We start from the raw sequence: 17,972 nt of genomic DNA on the forward strand, positions 1-17,972 counted from the left end.
TTGTGTTCAAACCGTACCACGACGCGGGGATGAAGCTTTACCGAGTTACTCAGCCGCCGCTGTCGGCACTGGCCGACGCCGCCGGCTTCTTCGATTCGTCCGCCGTGCTCGGGCTGCCGGACTTGGGCTGGGCGGCGGCTGCCCGCTCCAGCGCGTCCTGCAGCTCGTCCTGGGCCTTGCCGTAGGCGGTCCAGTCCTGTTCCTTCAGGGCCGTCTCACCTGCCGTGTAGGCCTTCTGCGCATCGGCGATCGCCTTCTTCAGCGCGGCATCACCGGTGGCCGGCGGCTCCGTGGTGTCACCAGGCGGTTCCGTGGTGTCGCCCGGTGGCTCGGCCGTATCGGAGCCGTCCACCCCGAAGACCGCGTTGAGCGCCTCCCCGAGACTGTTCTCGAAGACGATCTTCGATCCGTACGAGGCGGCAACCTTGCGCAGCAGCGGATAGTTCTGCGTGCCACCGCGCGTGTACACCGGCTCGATATAGAGGAAGCCCCCTTCGAGCGGCACGGTGAGCAGGTTGCCGTACTCGATGTCGGAGTCGGTTCCCTTGAGGTTTCTCACGAACTCGGCGACGTCGTCGTTGCCGTTGAGCTCACTCTGTACCTGGCCGGGGCCCTTCACCGTGGTGGTGACTCTGAGCAGTCTTATCGTGCCGTAGTCCTTGCTGGCGGCATCGGCGTCGACCGCCATGAACGCCCCGAGGTCGGGTCGCCCCTTGGGGGTGAACGTCGTCGTCAGCGAGAACTTCTGAGCCGTCTGATCCGGCATCTTTATGCTCAGGTAGTACGGCGGAACGGCGCCGGACTCCTTGTTGGTCGGGTCGTCCGGGACCTGCCACGCGTCACTGCCGCTGTAGAACTGCGCGGGGCTCGTGACGTGGTAGCGGGTGAGCAGCTCGCGCTGCACCTTGAACAGGTCCTGCGGGTAACGCAGGTGGTCCATGAGGTCCTGCGGAATGTCCGCCTTGGCCTTCACGGTCCCCGGGAACGCCTTGCGCCAGGTCTTGAGAACCGGGTCCTCGGTGTCCCACTCGTACAGCGTGACCTTGCCGTCGTACGCGTCGACGGTGGCCTTCACCGAGTTGCGGATGTAGTTGACCTGGTTCTGCTGGGCGACGACCGCGCGCTGGTTGGTGGTCAGCGAGTCGGCCGTGGTGTCACCGAGCGTCGTGCGCGAGGCGTACGGGTAGCCGTTGGTCGTGGTGTAGGCGTCGACGACCCACTGGATCTTCCCGTTGACCACGGCCGGGTAGGCGTCGCCGTCGATGGTCAGCCATGGGGCGACCGCCTCGACGCGCTCCTTCGGGGTGCGGTTGTAGAGGATCCTCGAACCCTCGCCGATGGCTCCCGAGTACAGGATCTGCGGTTCGCTGAACGCCACCGCGTAGGCGGCGCGGTTGAACGCGCTGGAGAGGCTGACGCCGCTCTTGCCCTTGTAACTGGTGGTCTTCTCGCCGTCCTCCTCGTAGTCGAGCTCCTTCTGGGGCCCGCCGACGATGGAGTACTGCTCGGTCTTCTCGCCGTAGTAGATCTCCTGCTGGTACTTGCCCAGCTCGCCGGTGGTCGGCAGGCCGGACTCGGTGAAGTCGGGAGATCCCTTCGGGTTCTTGCCTGTGGTGGTGCCCCGGGCTGCGATCGCGCCGTAGCCGTGGGTGTAGGTGAAGTGGTCGTTGATCCAGTTGCGCTTGGGGATGCCCTGGAGGTTGAGCTCGCGCAGACCGATGACCGTGTCCTGCTCCTTGCCGGCCGCGTCCTTGTAGCGGTCGACGTCCAGCGTCTTGGGGAACTGGTAGTAGTTCCTCTTCTGCTGGAGCTGCTGGAAGGCCGGAGAGACGACGTTGGGGTCCATCACCCGGTAACTGGCCGCGGCATCCGCGCTGGCACGGAGCTTCGCGTCGTCGTCCGTGGTGGACTTGCCCGCGTAGTCGGTGACCTTGGCGTCATCGATGTCGTAGGCGTCACGCGTGGCCTTGATGTTCTTCTGGATGAACGGGGCTTCCTTGGCCTGCTCGTTCGGCTGGACCTGGAACTTCTGCACGATCGCCGGGTAGAGCCCGCCGATCAGGATCGCGGAGAGGACCATCAGCCCGAACCCGATCACCGGGAGCTGCCAGGTGCGGCGCCAGAGCGTCGCGAAGAACAGCACGGCGCAGATCGCGGCGATGCAGAACAGGATGGTCTTCGCCGGCAGATAGGCGTTGGCGTCGACGTACCGCAGGCCCGTCCAGTTGTCCGTGGCCTTGAAGTCGCTGGACTTCACGGCCAGCCCGTAGCGGTCGAGCCAGTAGGCCACGGCCTTCAGCGCGACGAAGATGCCGAGCAGCACCGAGAGATGGCCGGTGGCCGCCCCCGTCGCCCGCGCGCCGGGGCTGGTGATGCGCAACCCGCCGTACAGGTAGTGGGTCAGCGCGGCGGCGATCAGCGAGAGCACCGTCGCCGCGAAGCCGAAGCCCAGCAGGAAGCGGTACCACGGCAGGTCGAAGGCGTAGAAGGACACATCCAGGTGGAACTGGGGGTCCTTCTGACCGAACGACACCCCGTTCACATACATCAGCCAGGTACGCCACTGGCCGGAGGCGGACGCTCCGGCGATCAGACCGACGAGCGCGGTGATCGCGAGCAGCACCCACTTCTTGTACGGGGCGAGGCTCATCCGGTAGCGGTCCAGGCTCTGCTGCTCCAGCGACATCGCGCTCAGCGGCGGCCGGAGCCGGTGCGCGAGCCAGATGTTCACACCGATGGCGACGGCCATCAGCAGTCCGAAGACGAGGAACAGCCCGATCTTGGTCCACAGAGTGGTGGTGAAGACGGATGAGAACCCGACCGACCTGTACCAGAGCCAGTCCGTCCAGAACCCGGAGAACATGACGAACGCCATGGCGAGGACCGCCAGGACGCCCAGTGTCATGAGCAGGGTTCGGGCGCGCCGGGACGGGCGGCCGACTCTGATCCGTGGCCCGGTCGGGCCTCCGCCGCGGTCCGGCATCTGGAAAGCCAACGTGCGCACCTCAAAGTTCGCGGTCGTGTGGAGCGGGCCCAGCGATCGTAGAGCCCACCTATGCAACTTACTGAGGCTTTACCTAGTTCCCGTTCCGGGGGCGGAAGGAGGCAGGATGTTGTCCATGCCCAACGTTTCCCCCTCAGGCCCTCCGATGGCCGCGAGCCCGCTCACCGTCGCCGTGCTCGAAATCGACGAGTACATCTCCGGCCTCGGCTGGGACCAGCCCGCCCGGCTCTTCGCCCTTGTCGACACCGCACGGCTGCGGGTCCAGGAGCCGGGCCTCGCCGCTCAGCTCGGCCTCGACGACGACGGCTCGAAGACCGCCGCACTCACCCCTATCGAGCAGGAGGAGCTTCCCGCAGGTACCGCACTGGACGAGTTCCTCGCCACGATCGCCTGGCCCGACGCGGTCGTCGGGTGCGCGATGACGGTCGAGCGGCTGATGCTGCCGCCGTCCGCCGAGGCCTCCGTACCGGAGGGTCTCAACGACGCCCAGCTGACCAAGTGGGTGGCCAAGCACCCCGACCGGCAGGAGGTGCGGATGACCGTGGCCGTCCTGCGGGACGGCGCCCGCGAGTCCGCCGTACGCCTGCGGGAGAAGGACTCGCCCAACGACGTGCTGACCGGCGCCGGCCTGGTGCCGGGGCTGGCCGAGGCGCTGGCCGCGACCTTCGAGTCCTGACCCCGCCGTCCCGCCCCGGGAGCGCGTTCAGCCTGTCGAGCAGCTCGGCAGTGCGGCCGCGTCCCCGGTGCGGATCTTCTCCAGCGACTTCTTGGCGTCGTCGATGGTCTTGACCCGCACCAGGGTGAGACCGTCCGGGGTGTCGGAGGCGGCCGCCTTGCAGTTCTCGTCGGGTGTCAGGAAGTAGCGCGCGCCGGCGTTGCGCGCGCCGACCAGCTTCATGTTGATCCCGCCGATCGGGCCGACCTTGCCCTTGTCGTCGATCGTCCCGGTGCCGGCGATGAACTTGCCGCCCGTCAGCTGACCCGGGGTCAGCTTGTCGACGATGCCGAGGGAGAACATCAGACCGGCGCTCGGGCCGCCGACGTCGGCAAGCTTGATGTCGATCTCGAACGGGAAGGTGTGGTCCGTCCCCGCCTGGATGCCGACGATCGCGCGGTTCTCCTTGGGGGCCTTCTCCGTGGTGATGGTGATCTTCTCGGTGCCCTCGGGCTCCTTGCCGGCCTTCTCGGCCGCCGCCGCGGTCTTGGCGGGGATGACCGTGAAGGTGACGTCCTGGCCGGGCTTGTGCTTGGTGACGAGCTTCGCCACGTCCTCGGGCTGCTTGACCGCTGCACCGTCGACGGCCTTGATCACGTCGCCCGCGTGCAGCTTGCCCTGTGAGGGACTGTCCTTGATGACCGTGGAGACCACGACCCGTGACGACACCGGGATCCCCAGCTCGGTGAGGGCCGCGACCTTGGCGCTCTCCTGGGACTGGCTGAACTCCTCGGCGTTCTCCTGCGTCGACTGCTCCTCGGTCTTGCCGTCCGGGTACAGCGTGTCGTGCGGCACGACCACACTGTCGTGGCCCAGCCATCCGTAGACGGCCTCGACAAGGTTCATGTGGTAGTCGGCGCCGGTGACCCTGACCGTCGTCATGTTGAGGTTGCCGGAGGTCTCGTACGTCTTGTGCCCGGTGATCTGCAGGACGGGCGCGCCGTCGACCTTGCCGAGTGTGTTCACGGTCGGCCCGGGGGACATCTCCGAGTACGGCACTTTAATCAGCACGCCTGCGCAGAGCAGCGCGATCAGGATCAGGGTGGAGGCGAGCATCGTCGCGGTGCGGCGTGGCATGGAACGACAGTACGGGAAACGCCTGTCAGTGCACCGCCGGGGCCGGTCCGTACGTGGGCCGCGACCGGGCGCGGCAAGGGCTCCGGGCGGCAGAGGCGAAGGCCACGGACGGCGGATTGGCGACTGCGTACGACCGGCGCGGCGTCAGACGTTCGATGTCTGCTCGACCGGCTCGGAAGTGGAGTGTGAACGCTCCATCGCTTCACGGAACCTGGCGTAACCGGCGAGCTCGGTGACGTCACCGGTCGTGCGATTACGGGCAGCCCAGCTCCCCCATATCGCAGCGCCGAACGCAGCGAAAAGCGGAATCAACAACCAGGCGAGTGCTGCCATGACGACCTCCCTGCCTCATGAGCAACCGCAACCGAATGATCAGCAGATTAACCATCTGCACGACCAACGCTCATGGCAGGGGTGTGGTTACGCAAATCGGGGTGGATTTCCGCCTGCGCGGTTTGCGCTCAGCAGGCGCCGACCCACTCCTCCGTGCCGTCGGAGAAACGCTGATGCTTCCAGATCGGAACCTCGTGCTTGAGGTCGTCGATGAGCTTGCGGCAGGCCTCGAAGGCCTCGGCGCGATGCGGGCAGGAAACCGCCACCACCACCGCGAGATCGCCCACCTCCAGTTCACCCACCCGGTGGATGGCGGCCAGTGCCCGGACCGGGAACCCGGCGACGACCTTCTCCGCCACCCGGCGCATCTCGTCCTGCGCCGAGGGGTGGCACGAGTAGCCCAGCGCCCCGACGTCCTGGCCGCTGTCATGGTTGCGCACGGTGCCGACGAAGAGGGCGGTGCCGCCCGCCGCTGCGTCGCCGACGGCACGGAAGACCTCGTCCACGGACAGCGGTGTGTCGCGGATCTCCAGCAGCCGGATGGGGTCCTGTGCTGCCTGCTCGCCGGGGTGGTCATACGTGGGTGCCATGGCACCCATCGTGCCGTACCGCTCCGGCATCACGGAATACGGCTTTCACCCGGCGGGGCGCCGGGCGCCTTGGAGCCTCCTACAGCCGCCGGCCCCGGAGCCACCGCGTGGCGGGTGCCCGCCGGACGGACTCCGGGCCTCTCCGGGCGGTCAGTGCCTGTCAGCCCTGCCTGTACTTGTCAGCCCTGCCTGTGTCCCCCCAGCCTGCGCCTGCCCGCCCCGTCCGGGTCTAGAAGCGGCGGCGGGCCTTGCGTGCGCGGCGTACCAGGGCCGCGGTACCGAGCAGTGCCACGGTCGCACCGGCGGCCCCGGCCGCGGTCGCGTCCTTGCGGCCGAGCCGGCGGCCGGCGACGGTGTGACGCCCCTCGACCTCTTCGAGGAGTGCCGCGAGCACCTCCTCGTTGGTCCAGCTCGGACGCCACCCCACATCGTGCAACCGGCTCACGCTCACCACCCAGGGATGCATCGTGTACGCCAGGTCGCCCGCCGGCGACGGGGTCAGGCCGATCCGGTGCAGCCGGGCCGCCGCGCCGAGCGCGACGGCCGAGGGCAGCTCCATCCGGCGGACGCCGCTGAGCTCCTCGACCTCCGCCTGCTCGAGCCAGCCGTCGCAGCCGACCGCGAACTCCCCGTCGATCTTCTCCAGCGCGGCGTACTCCAGCGCCGTGACCAGGTCGTCGACGTGGCAGAACTGCCACGTGGGGCGCGATCCGGCGACGACCAGGAGCCGCGGCGACTCGAAGTAGCGGGTCAGCGCCGTGTCCGTACCGCCGACGAGCACGGTCGGACGGACCACGGTGACGTGCAGTCCGGGGTGGGCGCGGGGCGCGCGGCGGCCGAGCCGTTCGATCTCCAGCAAATCGCCGACACCGGTCGCCTCGGCCGTGGCGCGCAGCTCGGCGTCCTCGGCGAGCGGGACGTCGTTGTCGGGCAGTGCGCCGTAGACCATCGCCGAGGTGCACAGCACGACGCGATGGACACCGGCGGCCGCGGCCGCGGTCAGCACCGTCTGAGTGCCGCGTACGTTGTACGCGGTACGGGCGGCGGGATCGGTCTCCAGGTCGAGATCGAGCGCCAGGTGCACCACCACGTCGGCGCCGCGCAGCTTCTCCGCGATGGCGGGGTCGCGCACGTCGAGGATGTGCCACGTCGCCTCGGAGACCTCGCCACGACGCTCGTCGATGGCGATGACCTGCTTGATCTCCTCGGAGGCCGCCAGGCCTGCGGTGAGCAGGTCACCGACACCCGTCGCGGCTCCGGTGACGGCCACGACGGGGCCGCGGCTTCTGGAGCGGCTGCGGACGGACTTGTTCTCGGGCTTGTGCTCGGTCGTGTTCTCGGGCGAACGGTCGGCCAGGTTTCGCGCTGCGCGAACCTGTGGATCTGGGGAACTCACCGGGCGTCTCCAGCGGTTGTCTTCAGTACGTACCCGAATGACGCGTACGTACCAGGTGGCGTCCATCCTGCCGCAGGCCGGGAGCAGGCGTAGCACTGAGGCCCCGAGCGGACTTGGTGTCTACGCTGGATGGTGATGTCGGGCAGTCGCCGTCGGTTCGAACCGGCGGCCCTACGAGCCGAGGAAACCCGTGAGTGACACCCCATTCGGATTCGGCCTTCCGCCGGAGGAGCCGGACGACGGCGACAAGGGCAAGAAGAACGACCCCACCGGAGGTGGGCAGGGTTCGGGCGGTCCGGCGAACCCGTTCGGCTTCGGCCCCGGCGCGGGCGGTGACAACCCCTTCGCGGCCATGTTCGGTTCTATGAACCCGAACGACCTGGGCGCCGCCTTCCAGCAGCTCGGTCAGATGCTGAGCTACGAGGGCGGTCCCGTGAACTGGGACATGGCCAAGCAGATCGCCCGCCAGACGGTCTCGCAGGGCACCCCGGATGGCACCAAGGACGCGAGCGTGGGCCCGTCCGAGCGTGCCTCGGTCGACGAGGCGCTGCGCCTGGCGGATCTGTGGCTGGACGGCGTGACGTCACTGCCCTCGGGTTCCGTCTCGACCGTGGCGTGGAGCCGTGCCGAGTGGGTCGAGGCTTCCCTCCCCGCCTGGCAGAAGCTGGTCGACCCGGTGGCCGAGCGTGTCGGCCTCGCCATGGGAGATGTGCTGCCCGAGGAGATGCAGGCGATGGCGGGCCCGCTGATCGGCATGATGCGGTCGATGGGCGGCGCGATGTTCGGCCAGCAGATCGGGCAGGCAGTCGGCGTCCTGGCCGGTGAGGTGGTCGGTTCCACCGATATCGGGCTGCCGCTCGGACCGGCCGGCAAGGCCGCTCTGCTTCCGCTGAACGTCGAGCGGTTCGGCAAGGACCTGAGCGTGCCGCAGGACGAGGTGCGGCTGTACCTGGCCCTGCGCGAGTCCGCTCACCAGCGGCTCTTCGCCCATGTGCCGTGGCTGCGCTCGCATCTGTTCGGCGCGGTCGAGGGCTATGCGCGCGGCATCAAGGTCGACACCAGCAAGCTTGAGGACGTGGTCGGCCAGTTCGACCCGTCAAACCCGGAACAGCTGCAGGACGCCCTTCAGCAGGGCATGTTCCAGCCGGAGGACACACCGGAGCAGAAGGCCGCCCTGGCCCGTCTGGAGACGGCGCTCGCGCTCGTCGAGGGCTGGGTGGACGCCGTCGTGCACGAGGCCGCGAAGTCCCGGCTGACCTCCGCCGACGCACTGCGCGAGACGATGCGCAGGCGCCGCGCCTCCGGCGGTCCCGCCGAGCAGACCTTCGCCACGCTGATCGGACTCCAGCTGCGTCCGCGGCGGCTGCGCGACGCCTCGCGGCTGTGGGCGTCGCTCACGGACGCGCGGGGTCTCGACGGGCGCGACGCACTGTGGGAGCACCCCGACATGCTGCCCACCGCCCATGACCTGGACGATCCGGACGGTTTCGTCCACCACGAGCAGCTGGACTTCTCCGAGCTGGACAAGATGCTCGGCGAGGCGGCCAACGGGCCGCAGAAGCCCGCCCCCGGCACGGACGACGACACCGAGGGCGGACCCGCGGACAGCGACGGCAAGGACGACACCGACAAGTGAGCCTGCACGACGACGCCGTTCTCGTCCTGAAGAACTACCCGGCCGGCGAGGACGGGGCGGACGCCGCCCAGGAAGAACTGCGGCGTGCCTATCTGGACCACCTGGCGCTGCACGCCGACGGCATGTGGAAGGCCTGCGGGGCCGGGCATCTGACGGCCAGCGCCCTGGTCATCGACCCGGAGCGCGGAAAGGTGCTGCTCACGCTGCACCGGAAGCTGCGGATGTGGTTGCAGATGGGTGGCCACTGCGAGCCCGGGGACGCCACCCTGGCCGCCGCCGCGCTGCGTGAGGCGACGGAGGAGTCAGGCATCGCGGGCCTGGTCCTGCTGCCGGGCGGACCGGTGGTCCTGGACCGCCATCCGATCCCCGCACCGTGCCACTGGCACCTGGACGTCCAGTACGCGGCGCTGGCGCCGTCGGGCGCGGCGGAGCGGATCAGCGACGAGTCGCTCGACTTGCGCTGGTTCGCGTACGACGAGGTCGCCGGGGTCGCCGACTCCTCGGTGGTCCGTCTGCTGGAACGTACGCGCGCGGCCCTGGACGGCGGCCGGCCGTAGGAAGCGCGAAAGCACGGGTGAGGGGCGGCCTCCTGGGAGACCGCCCCTCACCCGTCACTTCGTCGCGGCGCTCTCACCCCTCGTACACAGAGGTGGTGGCACACTGCCCGGTTGCGGGCGCAGCCCGGTTGCGGGCGTTGCCCAGTTCCCGGCGTTGTTCAGTTCCCGGCGTTGTTCAGTTCCAGGCGTTGTTCTGGTTCTGGGCGTGGGACCCCTGCTGGCCCATGCCGAACTGGGCTCCCAGCCCCTGGCCGATCTGGGCGTTCTGCGGCGGCAGCACCTCGCTCGGCTGCACCAGGGCGAAGCCCTGGCCGAGGAAGCTGAGCTCCCAGCCCTCGCCCGTGTTGCCACGTCGGCGGAAGACGCCCGAGGAGTGCGTCTGGGCCTGCATCTGCACCCGCAGGGAGCTGGACCAGGCGACGATCGCGTCGGCGTCGGCGTTGACGTACTTGTCGGGCGTGACCTGCATCATCAGCGGCTGGCCGGAGGTCATCAGCGCGACCTTGCCGGTGCCGGAGATGTTGAGCTGGTACTTGCCGGTGCCCGAGATGCCGTACTGGCTGTCCACCGCGATGACCTCGGTGTGGAGGGACGAGTCGAGCGCCAGGACATAGGCGCTGTCCACCGTCAGACCGTCGCGGTCGACATCCACCACGTGGACGTACTGGGCGAGGTTGGCGAGGTAGACCGTGCCCTGACCGGAGCAGCGCATCAGGTCGAGGCCCTCACCGGTGCTGGCGCGGGCGCGGCGCTGTCCCTGCGACTGGTACTCGCCGTCGAACTCCATCAGTCCCTGGTACGCGACCATGGCCCCCTTGCGGGCGAGGACATCGTCGTGGCCGGTCAGCGAGACCCGCAGGAGCTGCGGGTTCTGGACCGTGTAGCGCTCCTGGGACTGCTGTTCCGTGTAACTGAAAAGCGGACTCTGCATGGTGTGTTCTCCCTCCCCGTCAGGCCCGGACGCGCAGGCGGTCGGTACTGTCCTCGCTCGGCTGGACGACGACGATCCCCTGGCCGGAGAAGGCCATCTGGAACGCCTCGCCACTGCCCCGCCCGATGAGCGAGGAGGCCTTGAAGCTGCGCTTGCCCTTCACCTTGAGGTTCGGGGACCACGCCACGAGGGCGTCCGGGTCGACGTACGTCTCGTCCTCGCCGCGTCCGCAGTCGACGACGATCGGCGTGCCGCGCGAGGTGATCGCGACCCAGCCGGTGCCGGAGATGCAGACGTTCCACAGGCCCTGGCCGGCGAACTTGGCCAGTCCCTTGACCCTTTCGACGCCCCAGGTGAGGTGGCCGTCGAAGGCGAGGACGTTGGTGCCGTTGACCGAGAGGGAGTCGTTGTTGAGATTGATGACGACCACATCGGCGCCGTAGTCGGCGAGGTAGAGCAGCCCGTCACCGGCGCACTTCATGAGCGGCGCGCCCTCGCCGGTGATCCACTGCGAGGCGATCTGGCGGACCGCCGGCGGGTTGGGCTCGTACTGGATGAAACCCTCGTACGCCACCATCGAGCCGGTGCGCGCGTACAGGTCCTGGCCGGTCGCCATGGCGACCTTCAGCATCGAATGGCCGTGGTTCTCCATCCGGGCCGTGACGGGGGTCGGGGCGTAGCCCGCGAGTTGCTGATTCATGACGGGCTCCCTCAGACCTCGTAGGGCTGGACGACGATGAAGTTGCCGGGGGCGCCCCGGAACTGCAGGTTCACGGTCTCTCCGCTGTGTCCGGGGTAGGCGTTGCGGCGCAGCCGGACCTGGCTGGAGATGATCACCTGGGACGCGGCCGACCACGCCACGACGGCGTTGCAGTCGGCGAAGGTGGTCGGGGTGACCGGCAGGACCACGGGGACACCATGGGTCTTGACGACGACGGTGCCGGTGCCCTGGAACTGCATGGTGAACAGGGCGCCGCCGGGAATGCCGTGGCCCTCGATCCTGCGGACCTCGTACTGGAGCGACTCGTCGAAGGCGAGGACGCTCTCGGCCGAGACGCAGATGCCGTCGCCCTGGAGCTCGATGGCGTGCAGATGGGAGCCCTCCTCGGCGAGGAAGACCTGCCCCCGGCCGGTACAGCGCATCAGCTGCATTTCCTGACCGGTGGCGTTGCCGACCATCCGGCCCGCGAAGCCTGCGCCCTTGTAGCCGAAGTCGACCTTGCCCTGATACATCACCATGCTGCCCTGCCGGGCCAGCACTCCGGATCCGCCCATGGTGAGGTCGACGCGCATGAGCTGCTGGTTCTGCGGGGTCCAGCGCTGCCCGGTGGCCGTCTCCTTGTACGGCTGGAGCGCGGCCAGCAGACCGGCCCCTGCCTGCGGCACGCCCTGCGGCACGCCTTGAGGCATTCCGGGCGGCTGCTGCCCGAACGGACTCGGGGCCTGCTGCCCGTACGGCGCGGGGGCCTGCTGTCCGAAGGGAGCGGGCGCCTGTGCCGGGACCTGTCCGAACTGCGGCTGCTGGGGCGGCTGCCCCGGCTGCCCGTACGGAGCGGGCGCGGGTGCGGGTGCGGGTGCGGGTGCGGGTGCGGGTGCGGGTGCGGGTGGCGGCACGATGCCCTGCGGGGCCAGCGGCGCCGCTATCGTCGGCGCGGCGTGCATCTGCTGCTGCGGCGTGGGCGCCGGGGCCTGCGCGGCCGGTGCGCCGAAGGACGGCGCGGGCTGCGGGGCCTGCGGTGCGGCGGGCGCGCCGAACGAGGGCGGCGCCGAAGCCTGCGCGGGCGGTGCGAACGACGGGGCCGCGGCCTGGGGCTGGGGTGCGGCGGGGGCCTCCTCGGCGACCTCGCCGCCGAAGTTCTTCAGCAGCGCGTCGAGCCCGCCGTCGAAGCCCTGGCCGACGGCGGCGAACCGCCATACGTCCTTGAGGTAGAAGTCACCCAGCATCACCGCGCGCTCGGTGGTGAACTCCGAACCCGTGAAGGCGTACCTGACGACTTCTTCGCCGCCCGCGACGATCCGGATGTACCCGGGACCGACCTGCGACATCTGCCCGGCGCCGTCCAGCGTCGCGGTGAAGGACAGTTTGTGGATGTTCGCCGGAATGCGGTCCAGAGTGACGCGGAACGACTCCGTGTCACCTGCCTGCGCGCCGAGGAGCTGAATGGACTCCTCGGGCGATTTCGGCTGATTGAAGAAGATGAAATAACGGTCGTCGGAGAGCTGCTCATTGACATCGAGGCCGAAGCAGCTGATGTCAAAGGTCAGCCCCGGGCCGGCGATCTGCACACCTACGTACAGGTCCGTCCCCGGCGTGAGATCGCTGATCTTGGCCTTGTGGCCTCGTTGGAATTCCCTGGCCATGCGTAACGACCGTCCCCCATCCGGAAGGTGAATGCGTCGCGTCAGGCTAACCGCAAACTCCGGCATTGGGCCAAGCCGGTACAGACCCGGTACAAAATCGCGAACGTCACTCGCCGCGCGCGGCGGGCAGGTGGGGCAGCCGGTCGGCGGCCACCACCCCTTCGAGATAGCCGCGAGCCCGCTCGGTACGGGGGTAGGCATCGAGGAGCCGCCAGAACCGCGGCCCGTGGCCGGGCACCAGGAGGTGGGCCAGTTCGTGGACGAGCACGTAGTCGACAACGTATTCCGGCATGCCCTGCAGCCGGTGCGAGAGCCGGATGCTGCCCTCGGCCGGGGTGCACGACCCCCAACGGGTGTTCTGGTTGGTCACCCACCGCACCGAGACGGGCCGGGCCCGGCCGTCGAAATACTGGGCGGACAGACGCTCCGCCCGCTCGGCGAGCTCACTGTCGCCGAGGGTCCGCTTGTTCTCCTGAGCGGCGAGCTTGTCGAGCATCACGCTCACCCAGCGCTGCTCCTCGGCCTCGGACATCCGGGCCGGAATCAGGACGATCGTGCGGTCGCCCTCCCGGTATGCGGAGACCGTTCTGCTGCGGCGGGCGCTCCTGCGGACCTCGACCGCGCTCGTCGCCGAGGCACGGGTCGGATGATCGGCCGCACTGCGCCGGTGGGTTCCGGCGCCGCGCGCGGAGGTCTCCCCGGCGAAGCCGGGTGACGGGTCGGCGGGCACGCCACGACGTTACCCGCTGGCAGTGGGGGAAGTCCCGTCTCCGGCACGGTTCACACATGATCCACCCCATGGCTTGCACCATTTGAACGACTAATACCCCCGCCTGTGGATAACTTTTCGCACGGTTCGGCGCCTCGCCTCATTCTGGCAATGGATCTCACACAGCCACTCAGCCACAGAGCCACACAGACCGGGGGAAGCCGTGCATCCGATGTTGAAGCCCGCACTGCGCCGCGCATGGCGCGGCAGCGGCACCGTGCAATTCGGCGTGACACCCGCGCATGCCGTCAAGGTCGGCCCGATGGATATCGCGACGGGCTGTTTCCTGGAACTCCTCGACGGAACGCGCGGGATGTCCCTGCTGCGTGAAGAAGCCAGGACCCTGGATCTGAATGATCATCAAGTGGACACGCTCGTGGTGCGGTTGATGGATGCCGGACTCATCGACGACGTGCGGGCGGGCGGCCCGGAAGCCGATGCGTTACGGAACCGGGTGGACGCGCTGGAGCGCCACCGGCCCGACCTGGCGTCACTCTCCGTCGTGCATCCCGAACCTGGAGGAGGGATGCGCCGACTGGCAGCCCGTCGCTCCATGCGTGTCCAGGTGCGGGGAGCGGGGCGGGTCGGTGCGGCGATCGCGGCGGTGCTCTCCGGGGCCGGGGTGGGCCGGGTCGAGGTCCTGGACGGCGGATTCGCCGAACCGTTCGACGTATCGCCCGGGGGCCTGCCGGCCTCGGCGGTCGGCGAGCGTCGGGACTCGGCGGCTCGCCAGCTGGTCCGCCGCTCCTCCCCCGGTCCTGCGCCTCGAACCGTGCAATCCCCGCCGGGATGTGCGAGCGGCGAGCCCGGCCTGTCCCTGATCGTCGTCGCCCCTCGCGACGGCCTGACCGGCTACGTGCCCGATCCGCGCACCGCCGAGCCATGGATCGCTTCGGGCACACCCCACCTCTATGCCGGGGTCATCGAGGCCACCGGCTTCGTCGGACCGCTGGTGCTGCCGGGAGGCACGGCCTGTGCGGGCTGCCTCGATCTGAACCGGCGGGACCGGGACCCGCAGTGGCCGCGGATGCTCGCTCAGTGGCAGTCCGGGCGGCGCACCGCCGTGCAGGCGTGCGACCTGGGACTCGCGACAGCGGTGGCAGGACTCGGGGCATCCCATGCGCTGGCCTTCCTCGACGGCGAACTGCCGGCCAGCACCGGGGCCCGCTGGGAAGCCGCACTGCCGCTGTTGGACTGGCGGTCCCAGCAGATCGGGGCGCACATCGACTGTTCCTGTGGAGCGGGTGGGCACACTGAGGGGGTGCGCACCTCCGGGGCCGGCACGGCGCACGACACAATGGCCGGGTAACCGCCGCACGCAGCGCGGCAGTCTGGGATTTGGAGGGGCATATGTCTGATCTTCCCCGGAAGGCGGTCACCCGAACCGCCAAGCTGGCCGCGCTGCCTTTGGGGTTCGCCGGCCGTGCCACGTGGGGGCTGGGAAAGCGCATCGGCGGGAAGTCCGCGGAACTGGTCGCCCGCGAAGTCCAGCAGCGCACCGCCGATCAGCTCTTCAAGGTGCTGGGCGAGCTGAAGGGCGGGGCCATGAAACTGGGGCAGGCCCTGTCGGTCTTCGAGTCCGCTCTGCCGGAAGAGGTCGCAGGTCCCTATCGCGCCGCCCTGACGAAACTCCAGGAGGCCGCCCCTCCCCTGCCGAGCGCCACGGTCCACGCGGTGCTGGCGGAGCGGCTCGGCGAGGACTGGCGGGAGCTGTTCCTGGAATTCGAGGACAATCCGTCGGCCGCCGCGTCGATCGGGCAGGTGCACCGGGCGGTGTGGCACGACGGCCGGGACGTCGCCGTGAAGGTGCAGTACCCGGGCGCCGGTGAGGCGCTGCTCTCGGATCTCACCCAGCTCAGCCGGTTCGCCCGGCTGCTCGGCCCGCTGATCCCCGGCATGGACATCAAGCCGCTCATCACGGAGCTGCGCGACCGGGTGTCGGAGGAGCTGGACTACGAGCAGGAGGCGCAGTCGCAGCGGGCGCACGCCGAGGAGTTCGCGGACGATCCCGATGTCGTGGTCCCCGGGGTGGTCCACCAGTCCGACCAGGTGCTGGTCACCGAATGGATCGACGGCGTGCCACTGGCCGATGTGATCACCGACGGAACCCCCGAGCAGCGGGACCGGGCCGGGCAGCTGTTGGCCCGATTCCTGTTCTCCGGGCCCGCGCGCACCGGGCTGCTGCACGCGGACCCGCACCCGGGCAATTTCCGGCTGCTGCCCGCGGCCCCGTCCGTCGCGACGGACGGCGAGGCGGATCCGGACGACGCCGTGGACTCCGGTGCGGCTCAGTGGCGCCTGGGGGTACTGGACTTCGGCACGGTGGACCGGCTGCCTGGAGGGCTGCCGCAGACCATCGGGGACTCCCTGCGGCTGACGCTTCAGGGAGATGCGGACTCCGTGTACGAGCTGCTGCGTGAGGAAGGGTTCGTCAAGGATTCGATCGACCTCGAACCGGACGCGGTCCTCGACTATCTCCTCCCGATCATCGAACCGGCCGAGGTGGACGAGTTCACCTTCAGCCGGACCTGGATGCGCCAGCAAGCCACCCGCATAGCGGACCCGCGTTCCCCCGCTCATCAGCTGGGCAAGCAGCTGAATCTGCCGCCCGCCTACCTGCTGATACACCGGGTGACACTGAGCACGATCGGGGTGCTGTGCCAGCTGGGCGCCACGGTCCGGCTGCGCGAGGAACTGGAGTCCTGGCTCCCGGGGTTCCTGGCTCAGGACGAGGAGGAACGGGCCGAGGCTGCGGCTGAGGAGGGCTGGGCCGAGGAGGCTCCGGCCGAGTTCGAGGCGGCGGAGCCCACAGCGGGGGCAGCGGCCGGCGCGGAGGTCAAATAGCGGGCCCCCGCCGGGTACGACGACGAGGCTCCGGCCCGGCCTAGTCACCACCAGGCGGAGTCGAGTCGGCTCTCGATAGCCCTGATATGAGTGCGCGCGCAGTCGTCGCAGTAGTAGCGGCGGCTTCCGTTCTCCACGGAACAGAGCCAGGTCGGCGGTGCGGTCTCGCTCCCGGAGCGGGTGCCGCACAGGGCGCATACGACGTCCTCGGTGCCATCCGGTCCGGGGCGATGGGTCTGCTCGTCCACCTCGTGACGATATCTCCGCCGTCGCGTTCCGGCGCGGCGCAGCACCACAGCACCGGCCCGTCGCACGGTCCGCCCACCGCACGACCGAGCAGACGACCGCGGACACGGCAGAGCACACGGCCGCGGACACCTCACAGCAACGACCGCGGGGCCGGTCCGAGTGGACCGGCCCCGCGGTAGGGGTCCTGGCGGTGTGGGTACTGCTTGCCGAGGAGCAGAGAGCGGCTGCCCCTCGGCCGACAGTGCCGGCGTGCGGTCCTGCTCGGTTCAGTGCATGACCGCCATGGCCAGAGCACGGCGGGCACGCATCGAGGCGCGCTCGGCCCTGCGCTGCATCCGCCGCGCGTTGATCAGGCGCACGGCCTGACGTTGCGAGTCGGCTTCCCGCAGGCGGTCGTGCATATGCGCACGAGCCAGGGCTTCTGGGATGAGTTGCATTTCGCGGGTCCTGTTCTGACGCGAGTCGTTCGCGCCGATGATGGTGACGTCCGGTGTCGCGGAGCCGACGGGCTCCCTCGTGGGGATGGTCATTGGTGCCTGGTTTCGGGGGTCGTGGGTCAGGGGACGGTCGATGGTTCCGATGCGATTCATGGGCTTGGGGGCCGTGACCCCCAGGTCGGCGGTCACGCCGCGACCGGGTTCTTGCGCGGACGGCCACGCGGACGCTTGCGAGCGACGACGACGCCCTGGATGAAGAGCTCGCCACCCCAGACACCCCACGGCTCGCGGCGCTCCTTGGCACCGGCGAGGCAGGCCTCGACGAGCGGACAGGTGCGGCAGAGGGACTTGGCGTACTCGACGTCCGCCGGCGACTCGGCGAAGAAGACCTCGGGGTCGTAGGAACGGCAGGGGACGGGCACGCCGAGGTTCTCGATGGCGTCGTCGAGCGCGGTGAGCGCAGTGAGGGGGATCAAGGTGGAGTCCTCCGTGAGGCCGGGCGGGGAGATCGTTTCGGAAGGCGGTACGGACGGGGCGTGCGCTTCGAGTTGCACGGTGGTGGTGTCCTCGTCTGGTCGTTTCCGGCCTGTTGGCCGGGGGGCGGCTGGTACCAGGTCTTGCTTGTCCCGAGGCGCCTTCGCGCTGTCTCGTCCGTTCGGACAAAACAAAAGGGCCGCGGATCCCGAGTGGGGTTCCGCGGCCCTGAAGGCGCCGGCCTGATCGTCGATCAGGCTGGATCACTCCAGGGTTCAGGCCCACGGAAGGCCCACATCGTGTGGTGGTGCGTCGTCTGCTTCTTGGCTCCGGCTTCCGCTCCCGCACCGACGGCCGCAAAGGCATAGGCCTGGGCCTGTCCCTTCGCTACTGCTGCTGCCGGTGCCTGGGTCGGTCGCTCATTACGCTCCCGCTCGAGAAGGCTTGCCAGGGACAGCGGGCTGACGGCGGAAATGCCGGGCATACCGGTGCCACGCAGCGAGGAAGCCGAAGAGCGGGCGAGGCCGAGCGAGCAGGCGGAGACGACCGAGAGATCGGTCATTTTGTTGGTCTCGATGATGCTGATCACTTCAATCGCC

General features: G+C 69.3%; 18 protein-coding genes. 5 read left to right on the plus strand and 13 right to left on the minus strand.

The window, feature by feature from the left end; genetic code table 11:
* Positions 1–49: 49 nt before the first annotated feature.
* On the minus strand, positions 50–2,983 hold the full coding sequence (locus OG912_RS09320; protein ID WP_327713381.1) for a UPF0182 family membrane protein: 2,934 nt from the start codon (positions 2,981–2,983) through the stop codon (positions 50–52).
* Between the two features lie 127 nt (positions 2,984–3,110).
* On the opposite strand from OG912_RS09320, the gene OG912_RS09325 reads away from it, so the two are divergent.
* On the plus strand, positions 3,111–3,680 hold the full coding sequence (locus OG912_RS09325; RefSeq protein ID WP_326738626.1) for a PPA1309 family protein: 570 nt from the start codon (positions 3,111–3,113) through the stop codon (positions 3,678–3,680).
* 27 nt (positions 3,681–3,707) lie between these two features.
* Here the strand turns inward: OG912_RS09325 and OG912_RS09330 are convergent, their stop codons facing one another.
* The 4 genes from OG912_RS09330 to OG912_RS09345 all read right to left on the minus strand — a co-directional run bounded on the left by OG912_RS09330 (position 3,708) and on the right by OG912_RS09345 (position 7,115).
* The gene (locus OG912_RS09330) at positions 3,708–4,796 is read right to left on the minus strand and encodes a YlbL family protein (RefSeq protein WP_327708947.1); all 1,089 of its coding nucleotides are present in this window, start codon (positions 4,794–4,796) and stop codon (positions 3,708–3,710) included.
* A gap of 144 nt (positions 4,797–4,940) precedes the next feature.
* Positions 4,941–5,129, minus strand: a complete 189-nt coding sequence (locus tag OG912_RS09335) for a hypothetical protein (protein WP_327708948.1) — start codon at positions 5,127–5,129, stop codon at positions 4,941–4,943.
* A 128-nt stretch (positions 5,130–5,257) separates the two neighbouring features.
* On the minus strand, positions 5,258–5,719 hold the full coding sequence (locus OG912_RS09340) for a molybdenum cofactor biosynthesis protein MoaE (protein ID WP_326738623.1): 462 nt from the start codon (positions 5,717–5,719) through the stop codon (positions 5,258–5,260).
* Positions 5,720–5,948: 229 nt separating this feature from the next.
* Positions 5,949–7,115 (minus strand): SDR family oxidoreductase, encoded by a 1,167-nt coding sequence (locus OG912_RS09345; protein ID WP_327708949.1) that lies wholly within the window; start codon positions 7,113–7,115, stop codon positions 5,949–5,951.
* A gap of 190 nt (positions 7,116–7,305) precedes the next feature.
* Here OG912_RS09345 and OG912_RS09350 point away from each other — a divergent pair, with 190 nt between their 5' ends.
* Together OG912_RS09350 and OG912_RS09355 are read left to right on the plus strand one after the other, a co-directional pair.
* Positions 7,306–8,751 carry a zinc-dependent metalloprotease gene (locus OG912_RS09350; RefSeq protein WP_327708950.1) on the plus strand — a complete coding sequence of 482 codons (1,446 nt, stop codon included), beginning with the start codon at positions 7,306–7,308 and terminating at the stop codon, positions 8,749–8,751.
* Positions 8,748–9,308, plus strand: coding sequence for an NUDIX hydrolase (locus OG912_RS09355; RefSeq protein ID WP_327708951.1), 561 nt, complete (start codon positions 8,748–8,750; stop codon positions 9,306–9,308). Before OG912_RS09350 ends, OG912_RS09355 begins: the two co-directional genes overlap by 4 nt.
* A gap of 175 nt (positions 9,309–9,483) precedes the next feature.
* On the opposite strand, the gene OG912_RS09360 is transcribed toward OG912_RS09355, so the two are convergent.
* From OG912_RS09360 to OG912_RS09375, 4 genes are all read right to left on the minus strand, one after another.
* The gene (locus tag OG912_RS09360; RefSeq protein WP_327708952.1) at positions 9,484–10,239 is read right to left on the minus strand and encodes an AIM24 family protein; all 756 of its coding nucleotides are present in this window, start codon (positions 10,237–10,239) and stop codon (positions 9,484–9,486) included.
* Positions 10,240–10,258: 19 nt separating this feature from the next.
* A complete protein-coding gene (locus OG912_RS09365) occupies positions 10,259–10,939 on the minus strand; it encodes an AIM24 family protein (RefSeq protein ID WP_326738618.1) in 681 nt (226 codons plus the stop codon).
* Between the two features lie 11 nt (positions 10,940–10,950).
* Positions 10,951–12,600: a TerD family protein gene (locus OG912_RS09370; protein WP_327708953.1), complete on the minus strand. Its 1,650-nt coding sequence runs from the start codon at positions 12,598–12,600 to the stop codon at positions 10,951–10,953.
* A gap of 106 nt (positions 12,601–12,706) precedes the next feature.
* Complete coding sequence (locus OG912_RS09375) at positions 12,707–13,330, minus strand: M48 metallopeptidase family protein (RefSeq protein ID WP_327708954.1); 624 nt, start codon at positions 13,328–13,330, stop codon at positions 12,707–12,709.
* A gap of 202 nt (positions 13,331–13,532) precedes the next feature.
* Here OG912_RS09375 and OG912_RS09380 point away from each other — a divergent pair, with 202 nt between their 5' ends.
* Both OG912_RS09380 and OG912_RS09385 read left to right on the plus strand, forming a co-directional pair.
* The gene (locus OG912_RS09380) at positions 13,533–14,678 is read left to right on the plus strand and encodes a ThiF family adenylyltransferase (protein ID WP_327708955.1); all 1,146 of its coding nucleotides are present in this window, start codon (positions 13,533–13,535) and stop codon (positions 14,676–14,678) included.
* A gap of 41 nt (positions 14,679–14,719) precedes the next feature.
* On the plus strand, positions 14,720–16,213 hold the full coding sequence (locus tag OG912_RS09385) for an ABC1 kinase family protein (protein WP_327708956.1): 1,494 nt from the start codon (positions 14,720–14,722) through the stop codon (positions 16,211–16,213).
* Positions 16,214–16,257: 44 nt separating this feature from the next.
* Here the strand turns inward: OG912_RS09385 and OG912_RS09390 are convergent, their stop codons facing one another.
* The 4 genes from OG912_RS09390 to OG912_RS09405 form a co-directional block, all read right to left on the minus strand.
* Positions 16,258–16,461, minus strand: coding sequence for a hypothetical protein (locus OG912_RS09390; RefSeq protein WP_327708957.1), 204 nt, complete (start codon positions 16,459–16,461; stop codon positions 16,258–16,260).
* Between the two features lie 267 nt (positions 16,462–16,728).
* Complete coding sequence (locus OG912_RS09395; RefSeq protein WP_326740761.1) at positions 16,729–17,052, minus strand: hypothetical protein; 324 nt, start codon at positions 17,050–17,052, stop codon at positions 16,729–16,731.
* A 32-nt stretch (positions 17,053–17,084) separates the two neighbouring features.
* Complete coding sequence (locus tag OG912_RS09400; protein ID WP_326738612.1) at positions 17,085–17,453, minus strand: WhiB family transcriptional regulator; 369 nt, start codon at positions 17,451–17,453, stop codon at positions 17,085–17,087.
* A 173-nt stretch (positions 17,454–17,626) separates the two neighbouring features.
* Positions 17,627–17,962: a hypothetical protein gene (locus OG912_RS09405; RefSeq protein ID WP_327708958.1), complete on the minus strand. Its 336-nt coding sequence runs from the start codon at positions 17,960–17,962 to the stop codon at positions 17,627–17,629.
* Between the last annotated feature and the right edge of the window lie 10 nt (positions 17,963–17,972).

The sequence above is a fragment of the Streptomyces sp. NBC_00464 genome, assembly GCF_036013915.1.
GTDB lineage: Bacteria > Actinomycetota > Actinomycetes > Streptomycetales > Streptomycetaceae > Streptomyces.

Coding starts and splice junctions, on each gene's coding strand:
- OG912_RS09330 (WP_327708947.1), bottom strand. CDS start 4,796: ATGCCACGCCGCACCGCGACGATGCTCGCCTCCACCCTGATCCTGATC.
- OG912_RS09320 (WP_327713381.1), bottom strand. CDS start 2,983: ATGCCGGACCGCGGCGGAGGCCCGACCGGGCCACGGATCAGAGTCGGC.
- OG912_RS09370 (WP_327708953.1), bottom strand. CDS start 12,600: ATGGCCAGGGAATTCCAACGAGGCCACAAGGCCAAGATCAGCGATCTC.
- OG912_RS09395 (WP_326740761.1), bottom strand. CDS start 17,052: ATGAATCGCATCGGAACCATCGACCGTCCCCTGACCCACGACCCCCGA.
- OG912_RS09360 (WP_327708952.1), bottom strand. CDS start 10,239: ATGCAGAGTCCGCTTTTCAGTTACACGGAACAGCAGTCCCAGGAGCGC.
- OG912_RS09365 (WP_326738618.1), bottom strand. CDS start 10,939: ATGAATCAGCAACTCGCGGGCTACGCCCCGACCCCCGTCACGGCCCGG.
- OG912_RS09340 (WP_326738623.1), bottom strand. CDS start 5,719: ATGGCACCCACGTATGACCACCCCGGCGAGCAGGCAGCACAGGACCCC.
- OG912_RS09325 (WP_326738626.1), top strand. CDS start 3,111: ATGTTGTCCATGCCCAACGTTTCCCCCTCAGGCCCTCCGATGGCCGCG.
- OG912_RS09335 (WP_327708948.1), bottom strand. CDS start 5,129: ATGGCAGCACTCGCCTGGTTGTTGATTCCGCTTTTCGCTGCGTTCGGC.
- OG912_RS09385 (WP_327708956.1), top strand. CDS start 14,720: ATGTCTGATCTTCCCCGGAAGGCGGTCACCCGAACCGCCAAGCTGGCC.